Genomic DNA, 21,346 nt, shown 5'->3' with positions numbered 1-21,346 from the left:
CGGCCCAGGTCTACCGGGCCGGCCGGCCCTGGTCCGCTACCGGCCCGCTCCGGCCCCGAACAGCCGCTCCAGCACCACCGCGATCCCGTCGTCCTCGTTCGAGAGGGTGACCTCGTCCGCCACGGCCTTGAGCTCGGGATGGGCGTTGGCCATGGCGACACCGTGGGCCGCCCAGTCGAACATCGGGATGTCGTTGGGCATGTCACCGAAGGCGATCGTGGCGGACGCGGTCAGCCCGAGATACTCGGCGGCCAGCGCGAGCCCCGTCGCCTTGGTGATGCCGCATGGCTGGAGTTCGACAGTGCCCGGCCCCGACATGGTGACCGTCGCGAGGGAACCGACCGCTCCGCGCGCCGCCGACGCCAACTCGTCGTCGGACAGGGACGGGTGACGCAGCAGCACCTTGCTGATGGGCGCGGTCCACAGATCGTCCCGGTGGGGCACCTGTACGGCCGGCAGCGTCGGGTGCGGCATCAGGTACCCGGGTTCGATGAGCGTGAGCCCGTCGACACCGTCCTGGTCGACGGCGGCGTACACCTGACCGACCTCGGCCTCGATCTTGCCGAGCGCGGTCTCCGCCAGCTCCCGGTCCAGGGTCACCGACCACAGCAGACGGTCCGCGCCGGCGTCGTACACCTGCGCCCCCTGCCCGCACACCGCGAGCCCCCCGGCGCCCAGGTCGTCGAGCAGTGGCCGGACTCTCGGAGCCGGCCGTCCGGTCACGACCAGATGCCGGACGCCCGCGGCCGTGACACGCGCAAGCGCGGCCCGGGACCGGTCGGAGAGCGTGTCGTCGGCACGCAGGAGCGTTCCGTCCAGGTCCGTGGCGATAAGTGCGTATGCGGTGGGTGCGGCCATGATCCAGAGAATACGGATCGTTCGGCCCATCGGTCTCCGTTCGAACCGGACGACGTTCGTTCTCCCGGCGGCAACAGCCCCGGCACCCGCACCGGTTCCCGCCGAAGGGACCGCTCGGGACGAACCGGAACTCGTGCCCTGCCTCCGCCCTGCCCGCGCCCCTCGCGCACGCCACCCGCGCCCTACCCGTGCGCCGCCGCCAGATGTCCCGCCAGCCGCGGTGACGCGAACTCCGTACCGCACACGAACCGCATCACCGGCCCGTACGAAGCAGCCGCAGGCAACCCCGTGAAGTACAACCCGGGTACGGAGGAGGCGTATCCGGCACCGAGCCTCGGCGTCCCCCGGCTCACCGCCAGCTCCGTACGCAGTTCATGCCCGAGGAAGTCCATCGCGGCGATGTCGACGCGGTAGCCGGTCGCGGCTATGACATGGTCGGCCGACAACTCCCCTACCCGGCCGCCGAGTTCCCGTACGGTCAGCACCGGCCGCCCGTGGGCGGAGCCCACCCCGCTCCCCGAACAGTGCGCCTCCGGCGCGCCGTTGGCGCCCTTCGCACTCCGCGCCTCGGCCGCCCTCGGAGCCGCCATGCCCCCCGCAGCCCCAGCGACCTCCGCCCGGACGATCCGCGCGACCTCACTCACCTCCACCTTCCCCTCGAACCGGTCGCGCAGCCACCACGCCCCGAGCGGTCCGAGAACCCGGCGGACCAGGTAGTGGCGGGCCTGGGCCGGGAGGTAGCGGTAGGGCTGCGGGTAGTAGGAGAGGGCCCAGAGCGACCACGCGTTGCCGAACGGCGACGCGGGCCGCAGCCTGGGCTGCTGCCAGGGGGGTGCGCCGAAGGCGACGCGACCGCTCCCCCGCGACACCACCCGTACCTTCGCCCCTGCCTCCGCCGCCAGTGCCGCCGTCTCCAGCGCGGACTGGCCCGCGCCGACGACGATCAGTTCTCCGCCCGCGAACCGGCTCAGGTCGTGGTGCTGCGAACTGTGGGACACCGGTCCCGTGGGCGAGGGCCCGTCCGGCGCGGCGCCGGCCAGCTCCGGGGGCAGATGTGCGAGCCCCGACAGCCCCGTCGCCACCACGACCGCCCGCGCGGTGAACAACTCACCCGAGTCCAGCTTGAGTTCGAAGCCATCACCGCTGCCGTGCCTGCTCGTGCCATGGCTGCCGGTGCTCCTGTGCCGCCGGTCCACGGACACCACCCGCACCTGCTCCAGCTCGGGCACCAGCCGCTGCTGGAACCACTCGCCGTACGCGATGAAGGTCTCCACCGGGATGATGTCCTCGTCCGCGACCAGCCGGGGCACCCCCACCGCATCGCAGTAGTCCGCGAGGGTGTGACCACTCTGCGGGGCATCGATGCTGGACGCCGCCGGCGTCGACTTCAGGAGCATCCCGGCGGGCATGTGGTCCCGCCAGCTCACCATGGGCTCGCCGAACACCCTCACCGGAATGCCCCGCGCCCGCAGATGCGCGGCGGTGGACAGACCGAACGGTCCCGCGCCGATAACCGCTACCGGATGATTCACGAAGTCCCTCCCCAGGACGCTGCTTCGCCACTTCGTGCTGCTCTGGTTGTTTCCCTGTCGTCAGCCGCCGCCACGACGGCTGGTCCGCCACAGCTGGTACAGATGCTTCGCGCCCGGCCGCACGAACCGGGCGAGCATCGTGAGGAACGGCAGCGGGTCGTCACCCGCGAGCCAGGCCAGTTCCGTCCCGCTCGCCCGGGTCGGCGCGTGCGGCGTCGTGTAGCCGCTGCGCCGATAGGCGAGGAGGGCGGGCAGGTCGATGTTCTCCACGATGTACCGGTGCCCGGCGCGCTGTTCCCCCTCCGGAACGGTGCGTCCGGTCAGATCGAGATGCATGGCCCGCACGACGTCCACCCCCGACTCGCTCTCGAAGAGCCGGAACTGGGCGCCCATCCGCGGGTTGAAGTCGAGGAGCTTGTACTGTCCGTCGCGCCGGTCGAAGCGCAGGTCGAGGTCGATGATTCCGGTGAAGCCGATCTGTTTGATGAAACGTGCGGCGATGTCCGCGAGTTCCGGATTGTCGACGACATATGCATTTGCTGTCATTCCCGCGTGCGGCGGCCAGGAACGGACCTTCACGCCCGTGAACAACGCGCGCGGGTTCGAGTCCGCGTCGAAGTAGGCGTGCACGATCCAGTCCTCGGCCTCCTCCCGGGGCAGGTACTCCTGGAGGATCACGCCGGGACACTCACCCCAGTCGCGCGCCAGGGAAAGCAGCGCCTCCCGACTCCCGATCCGGGTGGTGCCGTTGACCGCGGGCCGGGCACGCCGCACGAACGCCTCCCGGTTCTTGGCCACCACCGGGAACCGTGCGGTCCGCGCGAACCGCTCGATGTCGTCGTACGACTGCGGAAAGGCGGCGACCGGAGTCGGTATGCCGTGCTCCACGCACAACTCGTGCAGCCCCTGCTTGCTGGCGAGCCGGCGCGGCAGTCCCGCCTCCACGCGCGGGAAGAGAAACGCGTCGCCGAGTTCCTTCTGCCGCTCGGCGATCAGTACGGCCGCCTCCTCGTCCGTGGGAACGAGGACAGCGGGACGCCCGATCCGCTTCCCGATCCGCAGCAGCCCTTCGACGAGCCGTTCCGGTTCCTCGGTCCCGGTGGTCGGCCAGACGAACGCGCGCCGCAGATAGCGCGACGAGGCCGCGGGCGTGTAAGGGTCCTCGGTGATCGCGTACATCGGAACGCCCAGCCGCCCCAGGCTGCGGATGGCCCCGACACCTCCGTGGTGCAGCGGATAGTCGCCGAACTTCACGATCAGCGCCGGCACGGCATGGTCGGCCGAAAACGGCACACTGCTGTTCCTGGCCACGGGTCCCCCCACGTGTCCCCCCTACGGACCGGCCCCACCCCGTCCATGTCCCCCAAAGGACGCTAAGCCGGAATCGCCCACTCCGGACAAGGCTTATCCGGACATTACGAACTCTTTAGACACTGGGAACACTGCCCTGAGCCCACAACTCACCCGTAACCTGTGGCGCGACCACATGGCCACACGAGAGCGAGGCAGCACCCCATGCCCCCCTTCGATGTCCCCGAGGGCGACCCCTTCGGTCCGCACAACCTCCCCTACGGTGTGTTCTCGCCGGCCGGCTCCACGGACCGCCGGGTCGGCGTCCGTCTCGGCGACCACGTCCTGGACGCGGGCGCGGCAGCCGCCGCACTCGGCTCGCCCTACGTCTCCGTACTGGCCCGCCCGACCCTCAACCCCCTTCTCGCCGCGGGCCGCACGACCTGGTCCGACATCCGACGCGCCCTCACCGCCTGGGTCACCGTCCCGTCCCACCAGGACACCGTCGCCCCGCTCCTGCACCCCCTCTCCTCGGTGACGCTGCACCTTCCCTTCGAGGTCGCGGACTACGTCGACTTCTACGCCTCCGAGAACCACGCCCGGAACGTCGGCCAGATCTTCCGCCCCGACGCCGCGGACTCCCTGACCCCCAACTGGAAGCACCTGCCGATCGGCTACCACGGCCGCTCGGGCACGGTCGTGGTCTCCGGCACGGAGGTCGTACGCCCGTCGGGCCAGCGCAAGGCCCCCACCGACCCTGCCCCGATCTTCGGCCCGTCGGTCCGCCTGGACATCGAGGCTGAGGTCGGCTTCGTGGTGGGCACACCGTCGTCCATGGGCAGTCCCGTTCCCCTGTCCGCTTTCCGGGACCACGTCTTCGGCCTCTGCCTCCTGAACGACTGGTCCGCCCGCGACATCCAGGCCTGGGAGTACGTCCCGCTGGGCCCGTTCCTCGGCAAGTCCTTCGCCACGTCCGTCTCGGCGTGGATCACCCCGCTGGACGCCCTGGAGGATGCCCGGATCGCCCCGCCCGCCCGCACCCACCCCCTGCTTCCCTACCTCGACGACGCCGAGGAGGAGCCCGGCGGCTACGAACTGCGTATCTCCGTCGCCGTGAACGGCCACACGATCTCCGGGCCCCCCTTCTCCACCATGTACTGGACGGCCGCGCAGCAACTCGCCCACATGACCGTCAACGGTGCCTCCCTGCGCACCGGCGACCTCTACGGCTCGGGCACGGTCAGCGGCCCCACCGAACGGGAACGCGGCTCGCTCCTCGAACTCACCTGGAACGGCACCGCCCCCCTCGACCTCCCCACCGGCAAGCGCACCTTCCTGGAGGACGGCGACGAGGTCACCCTGACCGCCTGGGCCCCGGGTCCGAACGGCACCCGCGTAGGCCTGGGCGAGGTGACGGGCACAATCGCTCCGTCGAGCTGAGCGAGGCGCCGGGGAGCAGCGGGGAGAGCAGCAACGGGGAGAGCTGCGGGAGCGGGCGGGGCAGTCGATCCGACGTCGGCGGAGAGAGCCGACCGGGAGAGCCGGTCGGGAGAAACGGACGCGCCCCCTCCCTCCCCCGCGCTCCCGCTCGCCTCCGGCCCTCCACTCCCTACATCCAGTCCTCCGGCTCGGGCTCCATCTCCATCTCGGGCCAGTCGTCCGGCCCCGTCCGGTCCGGCCCCGTCCGGTCCGCTCCCGGTCCATCCGGTCCCGGCCCGGATTTCGCACCCGCGCCGTCACCGCTCGTGGCGCCTGGCGCTGTCCCCGTCCCGGGCACCGGCGCCCCGCCCAGCGCCGCGAGGGCCTTCAGCACACCCTCCCCGTAGGTGGCGAGCTTCTTCTCGCCCACCCCGCTGATTCCGCCCAGCTCGGCGACCGATCCGGGCCAGACGCTGACGATCTCCCTGAGCGTGGCGTCGTGGAAGATGACGTACGCCGGAACCCCCTGCTCACGGGCCTGTTCACCCCGCCAGGTCCGCAGTGCCTCGAACGCCGGCTGCAGTTCCGCGGGCAGCTCGGCAGCCGCCGCCGCTGCCTTCGCCTTCCGCTCGCCCCGGCCGCCGCCACCGGCCGACTTCGCGGTCGCCGCCTTCTTCGGTTCCTTCCGCATCGGTACGTCCCGCTCGCGCCGCAGCACCGACCCGCTCTCCTCGGTCAGCACCAGCGTCCCGTACTCCCCCTCGACCGCGAGGAGTCCCTGCGCCAGCATCTGCCGTACGACTCCGCGCCATTCGCCCTCGGCCAGCTCCTCGCCGATGCCGAACACGGAGAGCTGGTCGTGGTCGAACTGGATCACCTTCGCGGTCCGCCGGCCCAGCAGGATGTCCACGATCTGCACCGCGCCGAACTTCTGGCGCCGCTCGCGCTCCAGCCGCCACACCGTCGACAGCACCTTCTGCGCGACGACCGTGCCGTCCCATGTGTCCGGCGGCACCAGGCACGTGTCGCAGTTGCCGCAGCCGCCCGGCTCCGGGTCCTGACCGAAGTAGGCGAGCAGCTGACTGCGTCGGCACTGCACCGTCTCGCACAGTGCCAGCATCGCGTCCAGGTGCGCGGCGGACCGGCGCCGGTGCGCCTCGTCGCCCTCACCGCTCTGGATCATCTTGCGCTGCTGTATGACGTCGTTCAGGCCGTACGCCATCCAGGCCGTGGACGGCAGTCCGTCGCGCCCCGCGCGGCCCGTCTCCTGGTAGTAGCCCTCGACGGACTTGGGCAGGTCGTAGTGGGCGACGAACCGGACGTCGGGTTTGTCGATGCCCATCCCGAAGGCGATCGTCGCCACGATGACGAGACCGTCCTCCCGCAGGAAGCGCGACTGGTGCGCCGCGCGCGTGCCCGCGTCGAGTCCCGCGTGGTACGGCACCGCCCGCACACCGTTGGCGGACAGGAACTCCGCCGTGCGCTCGACGGAGTTGCGCGAGAGGCAGTAGACGATGCCGGCGTCGCCCGCGTGCTCCTCCTTCAGGAAGGACAGCAGTTGCTTCTTGGGGTCGGCCTTGGGCACGATCCGGTACTGGATGTTGGGCCGGTCGAAGCTCGCGACGAAGTGGCGGGCGTCCGGCATGCCCAGTCGCTGGGTGATCTCCTGGTGTGTCGCGCGCGTGGCCGTCGCCGTGAGCGCGATCCGCGGGACGTCCGGCCAGCGCTCACCCAGCAGCGACAGCGCCAGGTAGTCGGGCCGGAAGTCGTGCCCCCACTGTGAGACGCAGTGCGCCTCGTCGATGGCGAAGACGGCGATCTTCCCGCGCGAGAGGAGGTCCAGGGACGACTCCAGACGCAGTCGCTCCGGAGCCAGGTACAGGAGGTCCAGCTCGCCCGCCAGGAACTCGGCCTCCACCACCCGCCGCTCGTCGAAGTCCTGCGTGGAGTTCATGAACCCGGCCCGCACACCGAGCGCCCGCAGCGCGTCCACCTGGTCCTGCATCAGCGCGATGAGCGGCGAGACGACGATCCCCGTACCCGGTCTGACCAGGGAGGGAATCTGGTAGCAGAGCGACTTGCCGCCACCGGTCGGCATGAGCACGACCGCGTCGCCCCCCGCCACCACGTGCTCGATGACGGCTGCCTGCTCGCCGCGGAAGGAGTCGTACCCGAAAACCCGGTGCAGCGTGGCCAGCGCCTCGCTGTCCGCCGCCCCGACCGCTCCCGGACCCTCGCCGGCTTCCGTCATCACACCCGACCCGCCCATCACGCTCATCGCGCTCATCGTCGTGTCCCCCGTACGTCGCGCCTCGACCACTGCGTCCACCATAGGGGCCCGCACCGACAGCCCCGGAGTTATCCACAGGCAGCCCCGCCCCACCTCCGTCCCGTGGCACCGGCCCCCTCCTCCGGACCGGGGTGTTCAGCCCAATGGGCCCTTCACATGGCACCCCCCGAAGCCCCGGGACATGCTGCTCGGGCGGGACGAGGGGAGGCCCGCCCAACGGACCGGCGCCCCGCGCGCCTCTCGGACCGGTGCCCTTCCGGGCGCCTCTCCCGCTCAAGGAGTCCCCGCATGCCCCGCCGCCAGCTCAAGGTCACCGTCGCCCTCGCCACGGCCGCCGTCGCGTCCCTCTCCCTGACCGTCGCCCCCGCGCACTCCGCGCCCGGCGACCCCGTCGACCCCACGGTCTGGACCCAGCTGGCCGGGACACTCGAAGGCACGGCGAAGTACCAGTACGCCCCGTTCGCGGTCACGGCCGGCTACGAGCCCTCCTTCTGCGGAGTCCACCCGCCGGACGGCGGGATGGGCTTCCACTACATCAACAAGAGCCTCTACGGTTCACTCGATCCAGCGAAGCCGGCCGCTCTCCTGTACGAGGACCGGACCAACGAGGACTGGATGGACGAGGCGTCCGACGCGAGCCGGGTCGACAACCTCGACGCGCTGGACGGCGACGCCTCCGCTGTCACCGCCCCGAGTGCCACCACCGGGTCGCGCAGGCTCGTCGCCGCGGAGTGGATCGTGGTCGACAAGGACCAGGACGTGAAGACCGACGACGACCGCCCCAGCCTGTTCGGCATGCCCTTCGACGGTCCGATGCCAGGCCACGTGGAAGGCATGCCGGTCCACTACGACCTGCACGTCTGGCTCTGGAAGAAGAACCCCAAGGGCACGTTCGCCCGCTGGAACCCCACGGTGACGTGCCCGGCGCCGTGAAAACGCGCTGGGCCCCGGTCCCACGAGGGGACCGGGGCCCAGCGCAATCCGCGGAGCTCGCTGCTCAGCGCACGAAGACGCCCGCCTGGTTCGCCAGGTCGAGGAAGTACTGCGGCGCCACACCCAGCACCACGGTGACCGCCACCCCCACCCCGATCGCCGTCATGGTCAGCGGCGACGGCACGGCGACGGTGGGTCCGTCCGGCCGCGGCTCGCTGAAGAACATCAGCACGATCACCCGGATGTAGAAGAACGCGGCGATCGCCGACGAGATCACACCGACCACGACCAGTGATCCCGCGCCGCCCTCGGCCGCCGCCTTGAACACGGCGAACTTCCCGGCGAATCCGGAGGTCAGCGGAATGCCGGCGAAGGCCAGCAGGAACACCGCGAACACGGCGGCCACCAGCGGCGAACGGCGTCCCAGCCCCGCCCACTTGGACAGGTGGGTCGCCTCGCCCCCGGCGTCCCGCACCAGGGTGACCACGGCGAACGCGCCGATCGTCACGAACGAGTACGCGCCCAGGTAGAACAGGACGGACGAGATCCCGTCCGGTGTCATCGCGATGACACCGGCCAGGATGAACCCGGCGTGCGCGATGGACGAGTAGGCCAGCAGTCGCTTGATGTCGGTCTGGGTGATCGCGACGATCGCGCCGCCCAGCATGGTGATGACCGCGACGCCCATCATGACCGGCCGCCAGTCCCAGCGCAGGCCCGGCAGCACGACGTACAGCAGGCGCAGCAGCGCGCCGAAGGCCGCGACCTTCGTCGCCGCGGCCATGAAGCCCGTCACCGGGGTGGGGGCGCCCTGGTACACGTCCGGCGTCCACATGTGGAACGGCACGGCGCCGACCTTGAAGAGCAGTCCCATGACGATCATCGCGGCGCCGATGAGCAGCAGCACGTCGTTGCCCATGGTGTCGGCGAGCGCCGGGTCGACGTTCTTGACGGTGCCGTCGACGACCTGGGCGATCGTCCCGTACGACACCGAGCCCGCGTAGCCGTACAGCAGGGCGATGCCGAACAGGGTGAACGCGGAGGCGAAGGCGCCGAGCAGGAAGTACTTGACCGCTGCCTCCTGCGACACGAGCCGCTTGCGGCGGGCCAGGGCGCACAGCAGGTACAGCGGGAGCGAGAAGACTTCCAGGGCCACGAACAGGGTCAGCAGGTCGTTGGCCGAGGGGAAGATCAGCATGCCGCCGACCGCGAACAGCAGCAGCGGGAACACCTCGGTGGTGGTGAACCCGGCCTTCACCGCGGCCTGTTCGCTGTCGCTGCCCGGCACGGACGCCGCCTGCGCGACGAACGAGTCGACGCGGTTGCCGTGGGCCTCGGGGTCGAGACGCCGTTCGGCGAAGGTGAACAGTCCGACGAGTCCCGCGAGCAGGATCGTGCCCTGGAGGAACAGTGCGGGTCCGTCGACGGCGATCGCGCCCATGGCCGCGATACCGGCCTTGGTGGTGCCGTATCCGCTCGCCGCGAGCCCGACGACCGCGGCGAAGGCCGCGGTGAGGGCGACGACGGACACGAACAGCTGTACGTAGTAACGGGATTTGCGGGGCACGAACGCCTCGACCAGGATCCCGACGATCGCCGCACCGATGACGATGAGGGTGGGCGACAATTGCCCGTATTCGATCTTCGGCGCGTCGATCTTGGAAATCGGATCGGCCGCCGTTGTCCACAGGCTGTGGACGGCTGCTGCGCTCACTTGGCCGCCTCCACCTCGGGCTGGGGGTCCTTCTTCTGGACGTCGGACATGGTGTGCTTGACCGCCGGATCGACGATGTCCGTCAAGGGCTTCGGATAGACACCGAGGAAGATCAGCAGCACGATCAGCGGCGTCACCACCACGAGTTCACGCACCCTGAGGTCCGGCATCTCGGCGACTTCCGCCTTCACCGGGCCAGTCATCGTCCTCTGGTAGAGGACGAGGGTGTAGAGCGCGGCGAGGACGATGCCGAAGGTGGCGATGATGCCGACCACCGGATAGCGGGCGAACGTGCCTACCAGGACCAGGAACTCGCTCACGAAGGGCGCGAGGCCCGGGAGCGACAGGGTCGCGAGCCCACCGATCAGGAACGTGCCGGCGAGCACCGGGGCGACCTTCTGGACGCCTCCGTAGTCGGCGATGAGCCGCGAGCCGCGCCGCGAGATCAGGAAGCCGGCCACCAGCATCAGCGCGGCCGTGGAGATCCCGTGGTTGACCATGTACAGCGTCGCGCCCGACTGGCCCTGGCTGGTCATCGCGAAGATGCCCAGGATGATGAACCCGAAGTGCGAGATCGACGCGTACGCGACCAGCCGCTTGATGTCCCGCTGCCCGACCGCGAGCAGCGCCCCGTAGATGATGCTGATCAGCGCCAGTACGAGGATGACGGGCGTCGCCCACTTCGACGCCTCCGGGAACAGCTGGAGGCAGAAGCGGAGCATCGCGAAGGTGCCCACCTTGTCGACGACCGCCGTGATCAGCACGGCGACCGGCGTGGTGGCCTCCCCCATGGCGTTGGGCAGCCAGGTGTGCAGCGGCCACAGCGGCGCCTTCACCGCGAAGGCGAAGAAGAAGCCCAGGAACAGCCAGCGTTCGGTGTTCGTCGCCATGTCCAGCGAACCGTTGGCCCGCGCGGCGGCGATCTCCGTGAGCGAGAAGTTCCCGGCCACCACATAGAGGCCGATCACGGCCGCCAGCATGATCAGGCCGCCGACGAGGTTGTAGAGGAGGAACTTCACCGCCGCGTACGAGCGTTGGGTGGACGCCGTTTCCTCACCGTGCTCGTGGGCACGGTCGCCGAAGCCGCCGATGAGGAAGTACATCGGGATGAGCATGGCTTCGAAGAAGATGTAGAAGAGGAAGACGTCGGTGGCCTCGAAGGAGATGATCACCATCGCCTCGACGGCCAGGATCAGCGCGAAGAAGCCCTGGGTGGGCCGCCACCGCGTGTTTCCTGTCTCCAGGGGGTCGGCGTCGTGCCAGCCGGCCAGGATCACGAACGGGATCAGCAGCGCGGTCAGCGCGATGAGCGCCACGGCGATGCCGTCCACACCCAGTTCGTACCGCACCCCGAAGTCCTTGATCCAGGCACGGGATTCGGTGAGCTGGTAGCGGTCTCCGCCCGGGTCGAAGCGCACCAGGACGACCGCCGCGAGTACCAGCGTGGCGAGCGAGACGATCAGCGCCAGCCACTTGGCGGCGGTGCGCCGCGCGGCCGGTACGGCCGCCGTGGCGATCGCCCCGAGGGCCGGGAGCGCCGCCGTCGCTGTCAGGAGGGGAAAGGACATCGGTATCAGACCGCCCTCATCAGCAGGGTCGCGGCGATGAGGATCGCCGCACCGCCGAACATCGAGACCGCGTACGAGCGCGCGTACCCGTTCTGCAGCTTGCGGAGCCGTCCGGAGAGGCCGCCCATGGAGGCCGCCGTACCGTTGACGACCCCGTCGACCAGGGTGTGGTCGACGTACACGAGGGAGCGGGTGAGGTGCTCTCCGCCGCGTACGAGGACGACGTGGTTGAAGTCGTCCTGGAGGAGGTCGCGCCGGGCGGCCCGGGTGAGCAGCGAGCCGCGCGGGGCGACCACCGGGATGGCGCGGCGCCCGTACTGGGCGTACGCGGTGCCGACGCCGATGACGAGCACGACCATGGTGGACAGCGTGACCGTGAGGGCGCTGACCGGCGGGTGTCCGTGCGCGTGCTCGGTGACGGGCTCCAGCCAGTGCAGGAAGCGGTCGCCGATGCCGAAGATCCCGCCCGCGAAGACCGACCCGAAGGCGAGCACGATCATGGGGATCGTCATGGACTTCGGGGACTCGTGCGGGTGCGGCTCGTTGCCGTTCTCGTCGGGCTGCCAGCGCTTCTCGCCGAAGAACGTCATCAGCATCACGCGCGTCATGTAGTACGCGGTGATGGCCGCGCCGAGCAGGGCCACGCCGCCGAGGATCCAGCCCTCGGTGCCGCCCTTGGCGAACGCCGCCTCGATGATCTTGTCCTTGGAGAAGAAGCCGGACAGGCCCGGGAAGCCGATGATGGCGAGGTATCCGAGGCCGAAGGTCACGAAGGTGACGGGCATGTGCTTGCGGAGGCCGCCGTACTTGCGCATGTCGACCTCGTCGTTCATGCCGTGCATGACCGAGCCGGCGCCGAGGAACAGTCCGGCCTTGAAGAAGCCGTGGGTCACCAGGTGCATGATCGCGAAGACGTAGCCGATGGGGCCGAGGCCGGCCGCGAGGATCATGTAGCCGATCTGCGACATGGTCGAGCCGGCCAGCGCCTTCTTGATGTCGTCCTTCGCGCAACCGACGATCGCACCGAAGAGGAGCGTGACGGCACCGACCACGGTGACCACCAACTGGGCGTCGGGCGCCGCGTTGAAGATCTCCCCGGAGCGGACGATCAGGTACACGCCGGCGGTCACCATCGTCGCCGCGTGGATGAGGGCCGAGACCGGGGTCGGGCCCTCCATCGCGTCCCCGAGCCAGGACTGCAGCGGCACCTGGGCGGACTTGCCGCAGGCCGCGAGCAGCAGCATCAGGGCGATGGCGGTGAGCTTGCCCTCACCGGTCTCACCGGTGGCTTCGAGGACGGGCCCGAAGGTGAAGGTCCCGAAGGTGGTGAACATCAGCATGATGGCGATCGACAGGCCCATGTCGCCGACGCGGTTGACCAGGAAGGCCTTCTTCGCGGCGGTCGCGGCACTGGGCTTGTGCTGCCAGAAGCCGATCAGGAGGTACGAGGCGAGACCGACGCCCTCCCAGCCGACGTACAGCAGCAGGTAGTTGTCGGCGAGGACGAGGAGCAGCATCGCCGCCAGGAACAGGTTCAGATAGCCGAAGAAACGGCGGCGGCGCTCGTCGTGCTCCATGTACCCGATCGAGTACACGTGGATCAGCGAGCCGACGCCGGTGATCAGCAGGACGAACGTCATCGACAGCTGGTCGAGCTGGAAGGCGACGTCGGCCTGGAAGCCCTCGACGGGGATCCAGCTGAACAGGTGCTGCATCAGGGCGCGGTGCTCGGCGTCCTTGCCCAGCATGTCGGCGAAGAGGATGACGCCGATCACGAAGGAGGAGGCAGCGAGGGCCGTGCCGATCCAGTGGCCGACGGCGTCCAGCCGCCGGCCACCGCACAGCAGTACGGCCGCTCCGAGCAGGGGCGCCGCCACCAGCAGCGCAATCAGATTCTCAGCGTTCACGGTTCAGCGACCCCTTACAGCTTCATCAGGCTGGCGTCGTCGACCGAGGCCGAGTGGCGGGAACGGAACAGGGACACGATGATCGCGAGCCCGACGACGACCTCCGCGGCGGCGACGACCATCGTGAAGAAGGCGATGACCTGGCCGTCGAGATTGCCGTGCATCCGGGAGAAGGTGACGAACGCGAGGTTGCAGGCGTTGAGCATCAGCTCGACGCACATGAAGACGACGATCGCGTTGCGCCTGATCAGGACGCCGGTGGCGCCGATCGTGAACAACAGGGCGGCGAGATAGAGGTAGTTGACCGGGTTCACTTCGACGCCTCCCCACTGTCCGAGCGGCCGTTCGAGCCGATGTTGGTGCGCTCCAGACGGTCCTCGGACCGCTGCTCGATGGCCTTGAGGTCGTTGATGGCCCCCGCGGACACATCCCTGATCTGGCCGCGCTGACGCAGCGTCTGCATGACCGACAGCTCGGACGGGGTGCCGTCGGGCAGCAGGCCCGCGACGTCCACCGCGTTGTGCCGGGCGTACACACCCGGGGCGGGCAGCGGCGGCAGGTGCTTGCCCCGCACGCGCTCCTCGGCCATCTCGCGCTGGGTCTTGGCGCGCTCGGCGCGCTCGCGGTGCGTGAGCACCATGGCACCGACGGCGGCCGTGATCAGCAGGGCACCGGTGATCTCGAAGGCGAACACGTACTTCGTGAAGATGAGGGCGGCCAGGCCCTCCACGTTGCCGTTCGCGTTGGCCTGGCCGAGGCCGGCGAACTCCTTCAGGGAGGCGTTCCCGATGCCCGCGACCAGGAGGATGCCGAAGCCGAGCCCGCACAGCAGGGCCAGCCAGCGCTGGCCCTTGATGGTCTCCTTGAGGGAGTCCGCGGCGGTGACACCGACGAGCATGACCACGAAGAGGAACAGCATCATGATCGCGCCGGTGTAGACGACGATCTGGACGACGCCCAGGAAGTAGGCGCCGTTGGCGAGGTAGAACACCGCCAGGATGATCATGGTTCCGGCGAGACAGAGCGCACTGTGCACGGCCCGCCTCATGAAGACGGTGCACAGGGCTCCGGCCACGGCGACGGTGCCGAGGATCCAGAACTGGAACGCCTCGCCCGTGGAGGTGCCGGCGGAAAGAGTGGCCGCGGCGGCGAGCTGCGCGCTCACGCTCCCACCCCCTCTTCTTCGGCCGCACCCGAAGGGTCCGCCGTTGGATGCAGCTCGCCCCTGGAGACAGCGACCTGACGCACCGTGCCGGGCGCGGCCTCGGTGACCAGCCCCTGGTAGTAGTCCTGTTCGTCGGTGCCCGGGAAGATCGAGTGGGGCGATTCGACCATGCCCTCGTCGAGTCCGGCGAGCAGCTGTTCCTTGGTGTAGATGAGGTTGGCGCGGCTGCTGTCGGCCAGCTCGAACTCGTTCGTCATCGTCAACGCGCGCGTGGGGCACGCCTCGATGCACAGCCCGCACAGGATGCAGCGGGCGTAGTTGATCTGGTAGACCGCGCCGTACCGCTCGCCCGGCGAGTAGCGCTCCTCGTCGGTGTTGTCGGCGCCTTCCACATAGATGGCGTCCGCGGGGCAGGCCCAGGCGCACAGTTCGCAGCCGACGCACTTCTCCAGGCCGTCCGGATGGCGGTTGAGCTGGTGCCGTCCATGGAACCGGGGAGCGGTGGTCTTCTCCTGCTCGGGGTACTGCTCGGTCAGCCGCTTCTTGAACATGGCCTTGAAGGTCACGCCGAAGCCGGCCACGGGGTTCTGGAAGCCGGGCTTCGTCTGCCCGGTCTCCTTTGGCTCCTCAGCCATCGGACGCCTCCTTTCCATCCAGAGATCCGTCACTGCCAGTATCCGGTCCACCACTGACAATCAACTCGCGCTCCCGGCGCGGGCGCCTGCGCGGTACCGGCGGCGCCTCCTGTCCCGGCAGTGGCGGTACGGGGAACCCGCCCGCCATCGGGTCGAAGGCGACGGGCTCGGCGGCGGCCGTCTCCCGCGCCCTGCCCCGGTCGCGGAAGATGTCGACCACGAAGGACAGCAGGAGCAGGGTGATGACACCGCCGCCGACGTAGAGGGCGATGTCGGCGAAGTCGTAGTTCTCGTTGCGCAGGGTCCGTACGGTCGCGACGAGCATCAGCCAGACCAGCGAGACCGGGATGAGGACCTTCCAGCCGAGCTTCATCAGCTGGTCGTAGCGCACGCGCGGGAGGGTGCCGCGCAGCCAGATGAAGAAGAACAGCAGCAACTGCACCTTGATGACGAACCAGAGCATCGGCCACCAGCCGTGGTTGGCGCCCTCCCAGAAGGTGCTGATGGGATAAGGGGCCCGCCAGCCGCCCAGGAAGAGCGTCACCGACACGGCCGAGACGGTCACCATGTTGACGTACTCGGCGAGCATGAACAGCGCGAACTTGATCGACGAGTACTCGGTGTTGAAACCGCCGACCAGGTCGCCCTCGGACTCAGGCATGTCGAAGGGGGCGCGGTTGGTCTCGCCGATCATCGTCACGACGTAGATGACGAAGGAGACCGGCAGCAGGACGACGTACCAGCGGTCGTGCTGCTGCTCGACGATGGTCGAGGTCGACATCGAACCGGAGTAGAGGAACACCGAGGCGAAGGCCGCGCCCATGGCGATCTCGTACGAGATCATCTGCGCGCAGGACCGCAGGCCGCCCAGCAGGGGGTAGGTGGATCCGGAGCTCCAGCCCGCGAGGACGATGCCGTAGATGCCGACCGAGGCGACCGCGAGGATGTAGAGCATCGCGATCGGCAGGTCGGTGAGCTGCATCGTCGTACGGGTGCCGAAGATCGAGACCTCGTTGCCGGCCGGTCCGAAGGGGATGACCGCGATCGCCATGAAGGCCGGGATGGCCGCGATGACCGGCGCGAGGATGTAGACCACCTTGTCCGCGCGCTTGACGATCAGGTCTTCCTTGAGCATCAGTTTCACGCCGTCGGCGAGCGACTGGAGCATGCCCCAGGGACCGTGCCGGTTGGGGCCGATGCGCAGCTGCATCCAGGCGACGACCTTGCGCTCCCACACGATGGAGAACAGCACGGTGATCATCAGGAAGGCGAAGCAGAAGACCGCCTTGACGACGACCAGCCACCACGGGTCGGTGCCGAACATGGAGAGGTCTTCAGCGGCGAGGTACGGGCTCATGCCTCCACCTCCTTGGGAGCGTCGGGGGCGAGGGTCGCCGGACCGATGCGGACGAGTGCGCCGGGCAGCGCCCCGGTGTCGGAGGCGACGCCGCCTCCGGTGGAGTTCAGCGGCAGCCAGACCACACGGTCGGGCATCTCGGTGACCTTGAGGGGGAGTTCGACCGTCCCGGTGGCACCGGTCACGGCGAGCAGATCGCCTTCCTTGACACCGGCTTCGGCGGCCGTGGCGGCCGACACGCGCGCGTGGGCGGCGTGCCGCGTCCCGGCGAGCGCGTCGTCGCCCTCCTGGAGACGCCCCTGGTCGAGCAGCAGCCGGTGCCCGGCGAGCACCGCTTCCCCGGCGGCCGGACGCGGCAACTGGGCACCGATCTCCAGCGGGTTGGTGGCCCGCGTCCCGTCCCAGGTCCCGAGCCGGTCCAGTTCCGCCCGCGCCGTCCGCAGATCCGGGAGCCCCAGGTGTACGTCCATGGCGTCGGCCAGCATCTGGAGCACACGGGCGTCCGGCGGCGCCAGACGCCGGGTCATCTGGTCGGGCTTGAGCGCGGCCTCGAAGGGGCGGCCCCGGCCCTCCCAGTTGAGGAAGGTGCCCGCCTTCTCGGCGACCGCGGCCACGGGGAGTACGACGTCGGCGTGCTCGGTGACCTCGCTGGGCCGCAGTTCCAGCGACACCAGGAAGCCCACTTCGCGCAGGGCCTCACGCGCGCGTGCCGGGTCGGGCAGGTCGGCGACCTCCACACCGGCGACGACCAGGGCCTGCAACTCGCCCCCGGCGGCGGCCTCGACGATCTGGCCGGTGTCGCGGCCGAAGCGGTGCGGAAGCTCGGCCACGCCCCAGGCGGCGGCGACCTCGTCCCGCGCGCGCGGGTCGGTCGCCGGACGGCCGCCCGGCAGCAGCGACGGCAGCGCGCCGACCTCGACGGCACCGCGCTCCCCCGCCCGGCGCGGGATCCACACCAGCTGTGCGCCGGTCGTGGACGCCGCCCGTACGGCGGCGGTCAGCCCGCCCGCCACGGCGGCGAGCCGCTCTCCCACGACGATCACCGCGCCCTCGGTGCGCAGTGCCTCGGCGGCCTTCGCCCCGTTCTCCTCCAGCCCGAATCCGCTCCCGAGCGCGTCCAGCCACTCGGTCTCGGTGCCGGGGGCGGCGGGCAGCAGCGTGCCGCCGGCCTTCTCCAGACCGCGCGTCGCGTGCGTGGCGAGGGAGAAGACCTTCTGTCCGTGTCCCCGCCACGCCTTGCGCAGCCGCAGGAAGACGCCGGGCGCCTCCTCCTCGGACTCGAACCCGACCAGCAGGACCGCGGGCGCCTTCTCCAGGGAGGTGTACGTGACACCCGTACCGTCGAGGTCGCGTCCGCGTCCGCCGACCCGGGCGGCCAGGAAGTCGGCCTCCTCGGCGCTGTGCACGCGCGCGCGGAAGTCGATGTCGTTGGTGTCGAGGGCCACGCGTGCGAACTTGCTGTACGCGTAGGCGTCCTCGACGGTGAGCCGGCCGCCGGTGAGAACTCCCGTACGGCTACGGGCCGCGAGGAGTCCCTGTGCCGCCGCCTCCAGCGCCTCGGGCCAGGAGGCGGTCTCCAGGACACCGTCGGCGTTGCGGACGAGGGGCGTCCGGAGCCGATCGGGCTTCTGCGCGTAGCGGAAGCCGAAGCGTCCCTTGTCGCAGATCCACTCCTCGTTGACCTCGGGCTCGTTGGCCGCGAGGCGCCGCATGACCTTGCCGCGCCGGTGGTCGGTGCGGGTGGCGCAGCCGCCGGAGCAGTGCTCGCACACCGAGGGCGAGGAGACGAGGTCGAAGGGGCGGGAGCGGAAGCGATACGCCGCCGAGGTCAGCGCGCCGACCGGGCAGATCTGGATGGTGTTCCCGGAGAAGTACGACTCGAAGGGGTCGCCCTCACCGGTGCCGACCTGCTGGAGCGCGCCGCGCTCGATCAGCTCGATCATCGGGTCGCCGGCGATCTGGTTGGAGAAGCGGGTGCAGCGGGCGCACAGCACGCACCGCTCGCGGTCGAGCAGCACCTGTGTGGAGATCGGCACGGGCTTCTCGTAGGTCCGCTTGCTGCCCTCGAAGCGGGACTCCGCCTGGCCGTGCGACATGGCCTGGTTCTGCAGGGGGCACTCGCCGCCCTTGTCGCAGACCGGGCAGTCGAGCGGGTGGTTGATGAGCAGCAGCTCCATCACACCGTGCTGGGCCTTTTCGGCCACGGGCGAGGTGAGGTGAGTCTTCACCACCATCCCGTCCGTACAGGTGATCGTGCAGGACGCCATGGGCTTGCGCTGGCCCTCGACCTCGACGATGCACTGGCGGCAGGCGCCGACCGGGTCGAGGAGGGGGTGGTCGCAGAAGCGCGGGATCTCGACGCCGAGCTGTTCGGCGGCTCGGATCACCAGGGTGCCCTTGGGCACGCTGATGTCGATGCCGTCGATCTTCAGCGAGACGAGATCTTCCGGCGGGACCGCCGCGTCGCTCCCTCCGGAGGAAGCGCTCGTGGTCACCGTCATGCGTTCACCTCCGTGCGGTCGGCCCAGGCCGTGGACTTGGCCGGGTCGAAGGGGCAGCCCCGGCCCGTGATGTGGTCCTCGTACTCCTCGCGGAAGTACTTGAGGGAGGAGAAGATCGGCGAGGCGGCGCCGTCGCCGAGGGCGCAGAAGGACTTGCCGTTGATGTTGTCGGCGATGTCGTTCAGCTTGTCGAGGTCGGACATAGCGCCCTTGCCGGCCTCGATGTCGCGCAGCAACTGCACGAGCCAGTAGGTGCCTTCACGGCAGGGCGTGCACTTGCCGCAGGACTCGTGGGCGTAGAACTCGGTCCACCGGGTGACCGCACGGACGACGCAGGTGGTCTCGTCGAAGCACTGGAGTGCTTTTGTGCCGAGCATGGAACCCGCGGCGCCCACTCCTTCGTAGTCAAGAGGGACGTCGAGGTGTTCGTCGGTGAACATCGGTGTCGAGGAACCGCCCGGTGTCCAGAACTTCAGCCGGTGGCCGGCGCGCATACCGCCGCTCATGTCGAGGAGCTGGCGGAGCGTGATGCCGAGCGGGGCCTCGTACTGGCCCGGATTGGTGACATGGCCGCTGAGGGAGTAGAGCGTGAAGCCCGGGGACTTCTCGCTTCCCATCGACCGGAACCATTCTTTGCCCTTTTGCAGAATCGCGGGAACTGACGCGATCGACTCGACGTTATTTACAACAGTCGGGCACGCATAGAGCCCTGCGACGGCAGGAAAGGGGGGACGGAGCCGCGGTTGACCCCGGCGGCCTTCGAGCGAGTCGAGCAGTGCGGTCTCTTCACCACAGATGTACGCGCCCGCGCCCGCGTGCACGGTGAGTTCGAGGTCGAGTCCGCTGCCGAGCACGTCCTTGCCGAGGTAGCCCGCCGCGTAGGCCTCACGTACGGCCTCGTGCAACCGCCGCAGCACTGGCACGACTTCACCGCGCAGATAGATGAACGCATGCGAAGACCTGATGGCATAACACGCGATCACAATGCCCTCGATGAGGCTGTGCGGGTTCGCGAAGAGGAGCGGGATGTCCTTGCAGGTTCCCGGCTCCGATTCGTCGGCGTTGACAACTAGATAGTGTGGCTTTCCATCGCCCTGAGGAATGAACTGCCATTTCATTCCCGTAGGGAATCCCGCACCGCCGCGGCCACGCAGACCGGATTCCTTGACGTACGCGATGAGGTCGTCCGGGGTCATCGCGAGGGCCTTGCGGAGTCCCTCGTACCCTTCGTGCCTCCGGTAGACGTCGAGGCTCCAGGACCGGTCCTCGTCCCAGAAGGCCGACAGCACGGGTGCGAGCAGCTTCTCGGGGCTGGTGTCGTTGATCTCGGGTGCCAATGTCATCACTCCCCCTCCTCGGTGACGGGCCCCGCCGGGTGGGAGGGGTCGGAAGCCGCCGTGTCCTGCGGCGCGTCGTGCGAACTGAGGTGCTCGGCGTGCGACGGGTCGTGCGGCGGCGTGGTCCGGGAGGCGCCGCCCCTGGGGTGCACCACACGCGCGGGGCTCTCGCCCTTGGCCAGCCGGAGCCCGATCAGTGAGGCGGGGCCCGAGCTGCCGCTCGCCTCGACGGCCCCGTCCCGGGTGTCGGGGAAGCCCGCCAGGATGCGGGCGGTGTCCTTGAAGGTGCACAAGGGGGCACCGCGCGTGGGTTCGACCTGGACGCCCGCGCGCAGGTCGTCGACGAGACGCTTGGCGCTGGCCGGGGTCTGGTTGTCGAAGAACTCCCAGTTGACCATCACGACGGGTGCGAAGTCGCAGGCCGCGTTGCACTCGATGTGCTCCAGGGTGACCTTGCCGTCCTCGGTGGTACCGCCGTTGGCGACACCGAGGTGCTCCTGGAGGGTCTCGAAGATGGCGTCGCCGCCCATCACCGCACACAGGGTGTTGGTGCAGACGCCCACCTGGTAGTCGCCGGAGGGGCCCCGGCGGTACATGGAGTAGAAGGTGGCGACCGCGGTGACCTCGGCCGTGGTCAGGCCCAGGATGTCCGCGCAGAACCGCATCCCGGTGCGCGTGACATGGCCCTCCTCCGACTGCACGAGATGCAGCAACGGCAGGAGAGCGGACCGGGAGTCCGGGTAGCGGGCGATGACCTCGCGGGAGTCCGCTTCGAGCCGGGCTCGAACGTCGTCCGGGTATGCGGGCGCGGGCAGTTGGGGCATGCCCAGGCTGACGCCC

At 69.6% G+C, this 21,346-nt stretch carries 16 protein-coding genes; 2 read left to right on the top strand and 14 right to left on the bottom strand.

Annotation, left to right across the window (positions count from 1 at the left end; all coding sequences use genetic code 11):
• Nucleotides 1-36: 36 nt before the first annotated feature.
• The 3 genes from OG595_RS25735 to OG595_RS25725 form a co-directional block, all read right to left on the bottom strand.
• Nucleotides 37-858, bottom strand: a complete 822-nt coding sequence (locus OG595_RS25735) for an HAD family hydrolase (RefSeq protein ID WP_329275945.1) — start codon at nt 856-858, stop codon at nt 37-39.
• A 182-nt stretch (nt 859-1,040) separates the two neighbouring features.
• Nucleotides 1,041-2,390, bottom strand: a complete 1,350-nt coding sequence (locus OG595_RS25730) for an FAD-dependent oxidoreductase (protein ID WP_329275943.1) — start codon at nt 2,388-2,390, stop codon at nt 1,041-1,043.
• 60 nt (nt 2,391-2,450) lie between these two features.
• Entirely contained in the window at nt 2,451-3,683 is a 1,233-nt protein-coding gene (locus OG595_RS25725) for a carboxylate--amine ligase (RefSeq protein WP_329275941.1), read from the bottom strand.
• A gap of 222 nt (nt 3,684-3,905) precedes the next feature.
• On the opposite strand from OG595_RS25725, the gene fahA reads away from it, so the two are divergent.
• Nucleotides 3,906-5,120, top strand: a complete 1,215-nt coding sequence (gene fahA / locus OG595_RS25720) for a fumarylacetoacetase (protein ID WP_329275939.1) — start codon at nt 3,906-3,908, stop codon at nt 5,118-5,120.
• Between the two features lie 169 nt (nt 5,121-5,289).
• Here fahA and recQ read toward each other — a convergent pair whose 3' ends face one another.
• Nucleotides 5,290-7,368 carry a DNA helicase RecQ gene (gene recQ, locus OG595_RS25715; RefSeq protein ID WP_329283197.1) on the bottom strand — a complete coding sequence of 693 codons (2,079 nt, stop codon included), beginning with the start codon at nt 7,366-7,368 and terminating at the stop codon, nt 5,290-5,292.
• Nucleotides 7,369-7,677: 309 nt separating this feature from the next.
• Between recQ and OG595_RS25710 the strand changes: the two genes are divergently transcribed.
• Nucleotides 7,678-8,322, top strand: a complete 645-nt coding sequence (locus OG595_RS25710; protein ID WP_329275937.1) for a hypothetical protein — start codon at nt 7,678-7,680, stop codon at nt 8,320-8,322.
• A 64-nt stretch (nt 8,323-8,386) separates the two neighbouring features.
• On the opposite strand, the gene nuoN is transcribed toward OG595_RS25710, so the two are convergent.
• From nuoN to nuoE, 10 genes are read right to left on the bottom strand one after another with little or no spacing between them, the layout of a single operon-like run.
• Complete coding sequence (gene nuoN, locus OG595_RS25705; RefSeq protein WP_329275935.1) at nt 8,387-10,036, bottom strand: NADH-quinone oxidoreductase subunit NuoN; 1,650 nt, start codon at nt 10,034-10,036, stop codon at nt 8,387-8,389.
• On the bottom strand, nt 10,033-11,604 hold the full coding sequence (locus OG595_RS25700; protein WP_329275933.1) for an NADH-quinone oxidoreductase subunit M: 1,572 nt from the start codon (nt 11,602-11,604) through the stop codon (nt 10,033-10,035). The genes nuoN and OG595_RS25700 overlap by 4 nt, the downstream gene beginning before the upstream one ends.
• 5 nt (nt 11,605-11,609) lie before the next feature.
• Entirely contained in the window at nt 11,610-13,511 is a 1,902-nt protein-coding gene (nuoL, locus tag OG595_RS25695) for an NADH-quinone oxidoreductase subunit L (RefSeq protein WP_329275930.1), read from the bottom strand.
• A 14-nt stretch (nt 13,512-13,525) separates the two neighbouring features.
• Nucleotides 13,526-13,825 carry an NADH-quinone oxidoreductase subunit NuoK gene (nuoK, locus tag OG595_RS25690; protein ID WP_006382214.1) on the bottom strand — a complete coding sequence of 100 codons (300 nt, stop codon included), beginning with the start codon at nt 13,823-13,825 and terminating at the stop codon, nt 13,526-13,528.
• Nucleotides 13,822-14,676, bottom strand: coding sequence for an NADH-quinone oxidoreductase subunit J (locus OG595_RS25685; protein ID WP_329275925.1), 855 nt, complete (start codon nt 14,674-14,676; stop codon nt 13,822-13,824). The genes nuoK and OG595_RS25685 overlap by 4 nt, the downstream gene beginning before the upstream one ends.
• Nucleotides 14,673-15,311 carry an NADH-quinone oxidoreductase subunit NuoI gene (nuoI, locus tag OG595_RS25680; protein ID WP_329275921.1) on the bottom strand — a complete coding sequence of 213 codons (639 nt, stop codon included), beginning with the start codon at nt 15,309-15,311 and terminating at the stop codon, nt 14,673-14,675. Before nuoI ends, OG595_RS25685 begins: the two co-directional genes overlap by 4 nt.
• Nucleotides 15,304-16,668, bottom strand: coding sequence for an NADH-quinone oxidoreductase subunit NuoH (nuoH, locus tag OG595_RS25675; RefSeq protein ID WP_329275918.1), 1,365 nt, complete (start codon nt 16,666-16,668; stop codon nt 15,304-15,306). Before nuoH ends, nuoI begins: the two co-directional genes overlap by 8 nt.
• A complete protein-coding gene (locus OG595_RS25670; RefSeq protein WP_329275916.1) occupies nt 16,665-19,169 on the bottom strand; it encodes an NADH-quinone oxidoreductase subunit G in 2,505 nt (834 codons plus the stop codon). The genes nuoH and OG595_RS25670 overlap by 4 nt, the downstream gene beginning before the upstream one ends.
• Nucleotides 19,166-20,515: an NADH-quinone oxidoreductase subunit NuoF gene (nuoF, locus tag OG595_RS25665; protein ID WP_329275915.1), complete on the bottom strand. Its 1,350-nt coding sequence runs from the start codon at nt 20,513-20,515 to the stop codon at nt 19,166-19,168. Before nuoF ends, OG595_RS25670 begins: the two co-directional genes overlap by 4 nt.
• Nucleotides 20,512-21,330 carry an NADH-quinone oxidoreductase subunit NuoE gene (gene nuoE, locus OG595_RS25660; protein WP_329283195.1) on the bottom strand — a complete coding sequence of 273 codons (819 nt, stop codon included), beginning with the start codon at nt 21,328-21,330 and terminating at the stop codon, nt 20,512-20,514. Before nuoE ends, nuoF begins: the two co-directional genes overlap by 4 nt.
• Nucleotides 21,331-21,346: the final 16 nt, after the last annotated feature.

The organism is Streptomyces sp. NBC_01451, from assembly GCF_036227485.1.
GTDB lineage: Bacteria > Actinomycetota > Actinomycetes > Streptomycetales > Streptomycetaceae > Streptomyces.
The sequence above is the reverse complement of the archived record's forward strand: the minus strand, read 5'-3'. Positions and strand labels throughout refer to the sequence as shown.

Bases quoted from the DNA above. Each gene is read 5' to 3' on its own strand.
- OG595_RS25670 (WP_329275916.1), bottom strand. From the start codon at position 19,169: ATGACGGTGACCACGAGCGCTTCCTCCGGAGGGAGCGACGCGGCGGTC.
- fahA (WP_329275939.1), top strand. From the start codon at position 3,906: ATGCCCCCCTTCGATGTCCCCGAGGGCGACCCCTTCGGTCCGCACAAC.
- recQ (WP_329283197.1), bottom strand. From the start codon at position 7,368: ATGGGCGGGTCGGGTGTGATGACGGAAGCCGGCGAGGGTCCGGGAGCG.
- nuoE (WP_329283195.1), bottom strand. From the start codon at position 21,330: ATGCCCCAACTGCCCGCGCCCGCATACCCGGACGACGTTCGAGCCCGG.
- OG595_RS25735 (WP_329275945.1), bottom strand. From the start codon at position 858: ATGGCCGCACCCACCGCATACGCACTTATCGCCACGGACCTGGACGGA.
- OG595_RS25700 (WP_329275933.1), bottom strand. From the start codon at position 11,604: ATGTCCTTTCCCCTCCTGACAGCGACGGCGGCGCTCCCGGCCCTCGGG.
- nuoH (WP_329275918.1), bottom strand. From the start codon at position 16,668: ATGAGCCCGTACCTCGCCGCTGAAGACCTCTCCATGTTCGGCACCGAC.
- OG595_RS25710 (WP_329275937.1), top strand. From the start codon at position 7,678: ATGCCCCGCCGCCAGCTCAAGGTCACCGTCGCCCTCGCCACGGCCGCC.
- nuoI (WP_329275921.1), bottom strand. From the start codon at position 15,311: ATGGCTGAGGAGCCAAAGGAGACCGGGCAGACGAAGCCCGGCTTCCAG.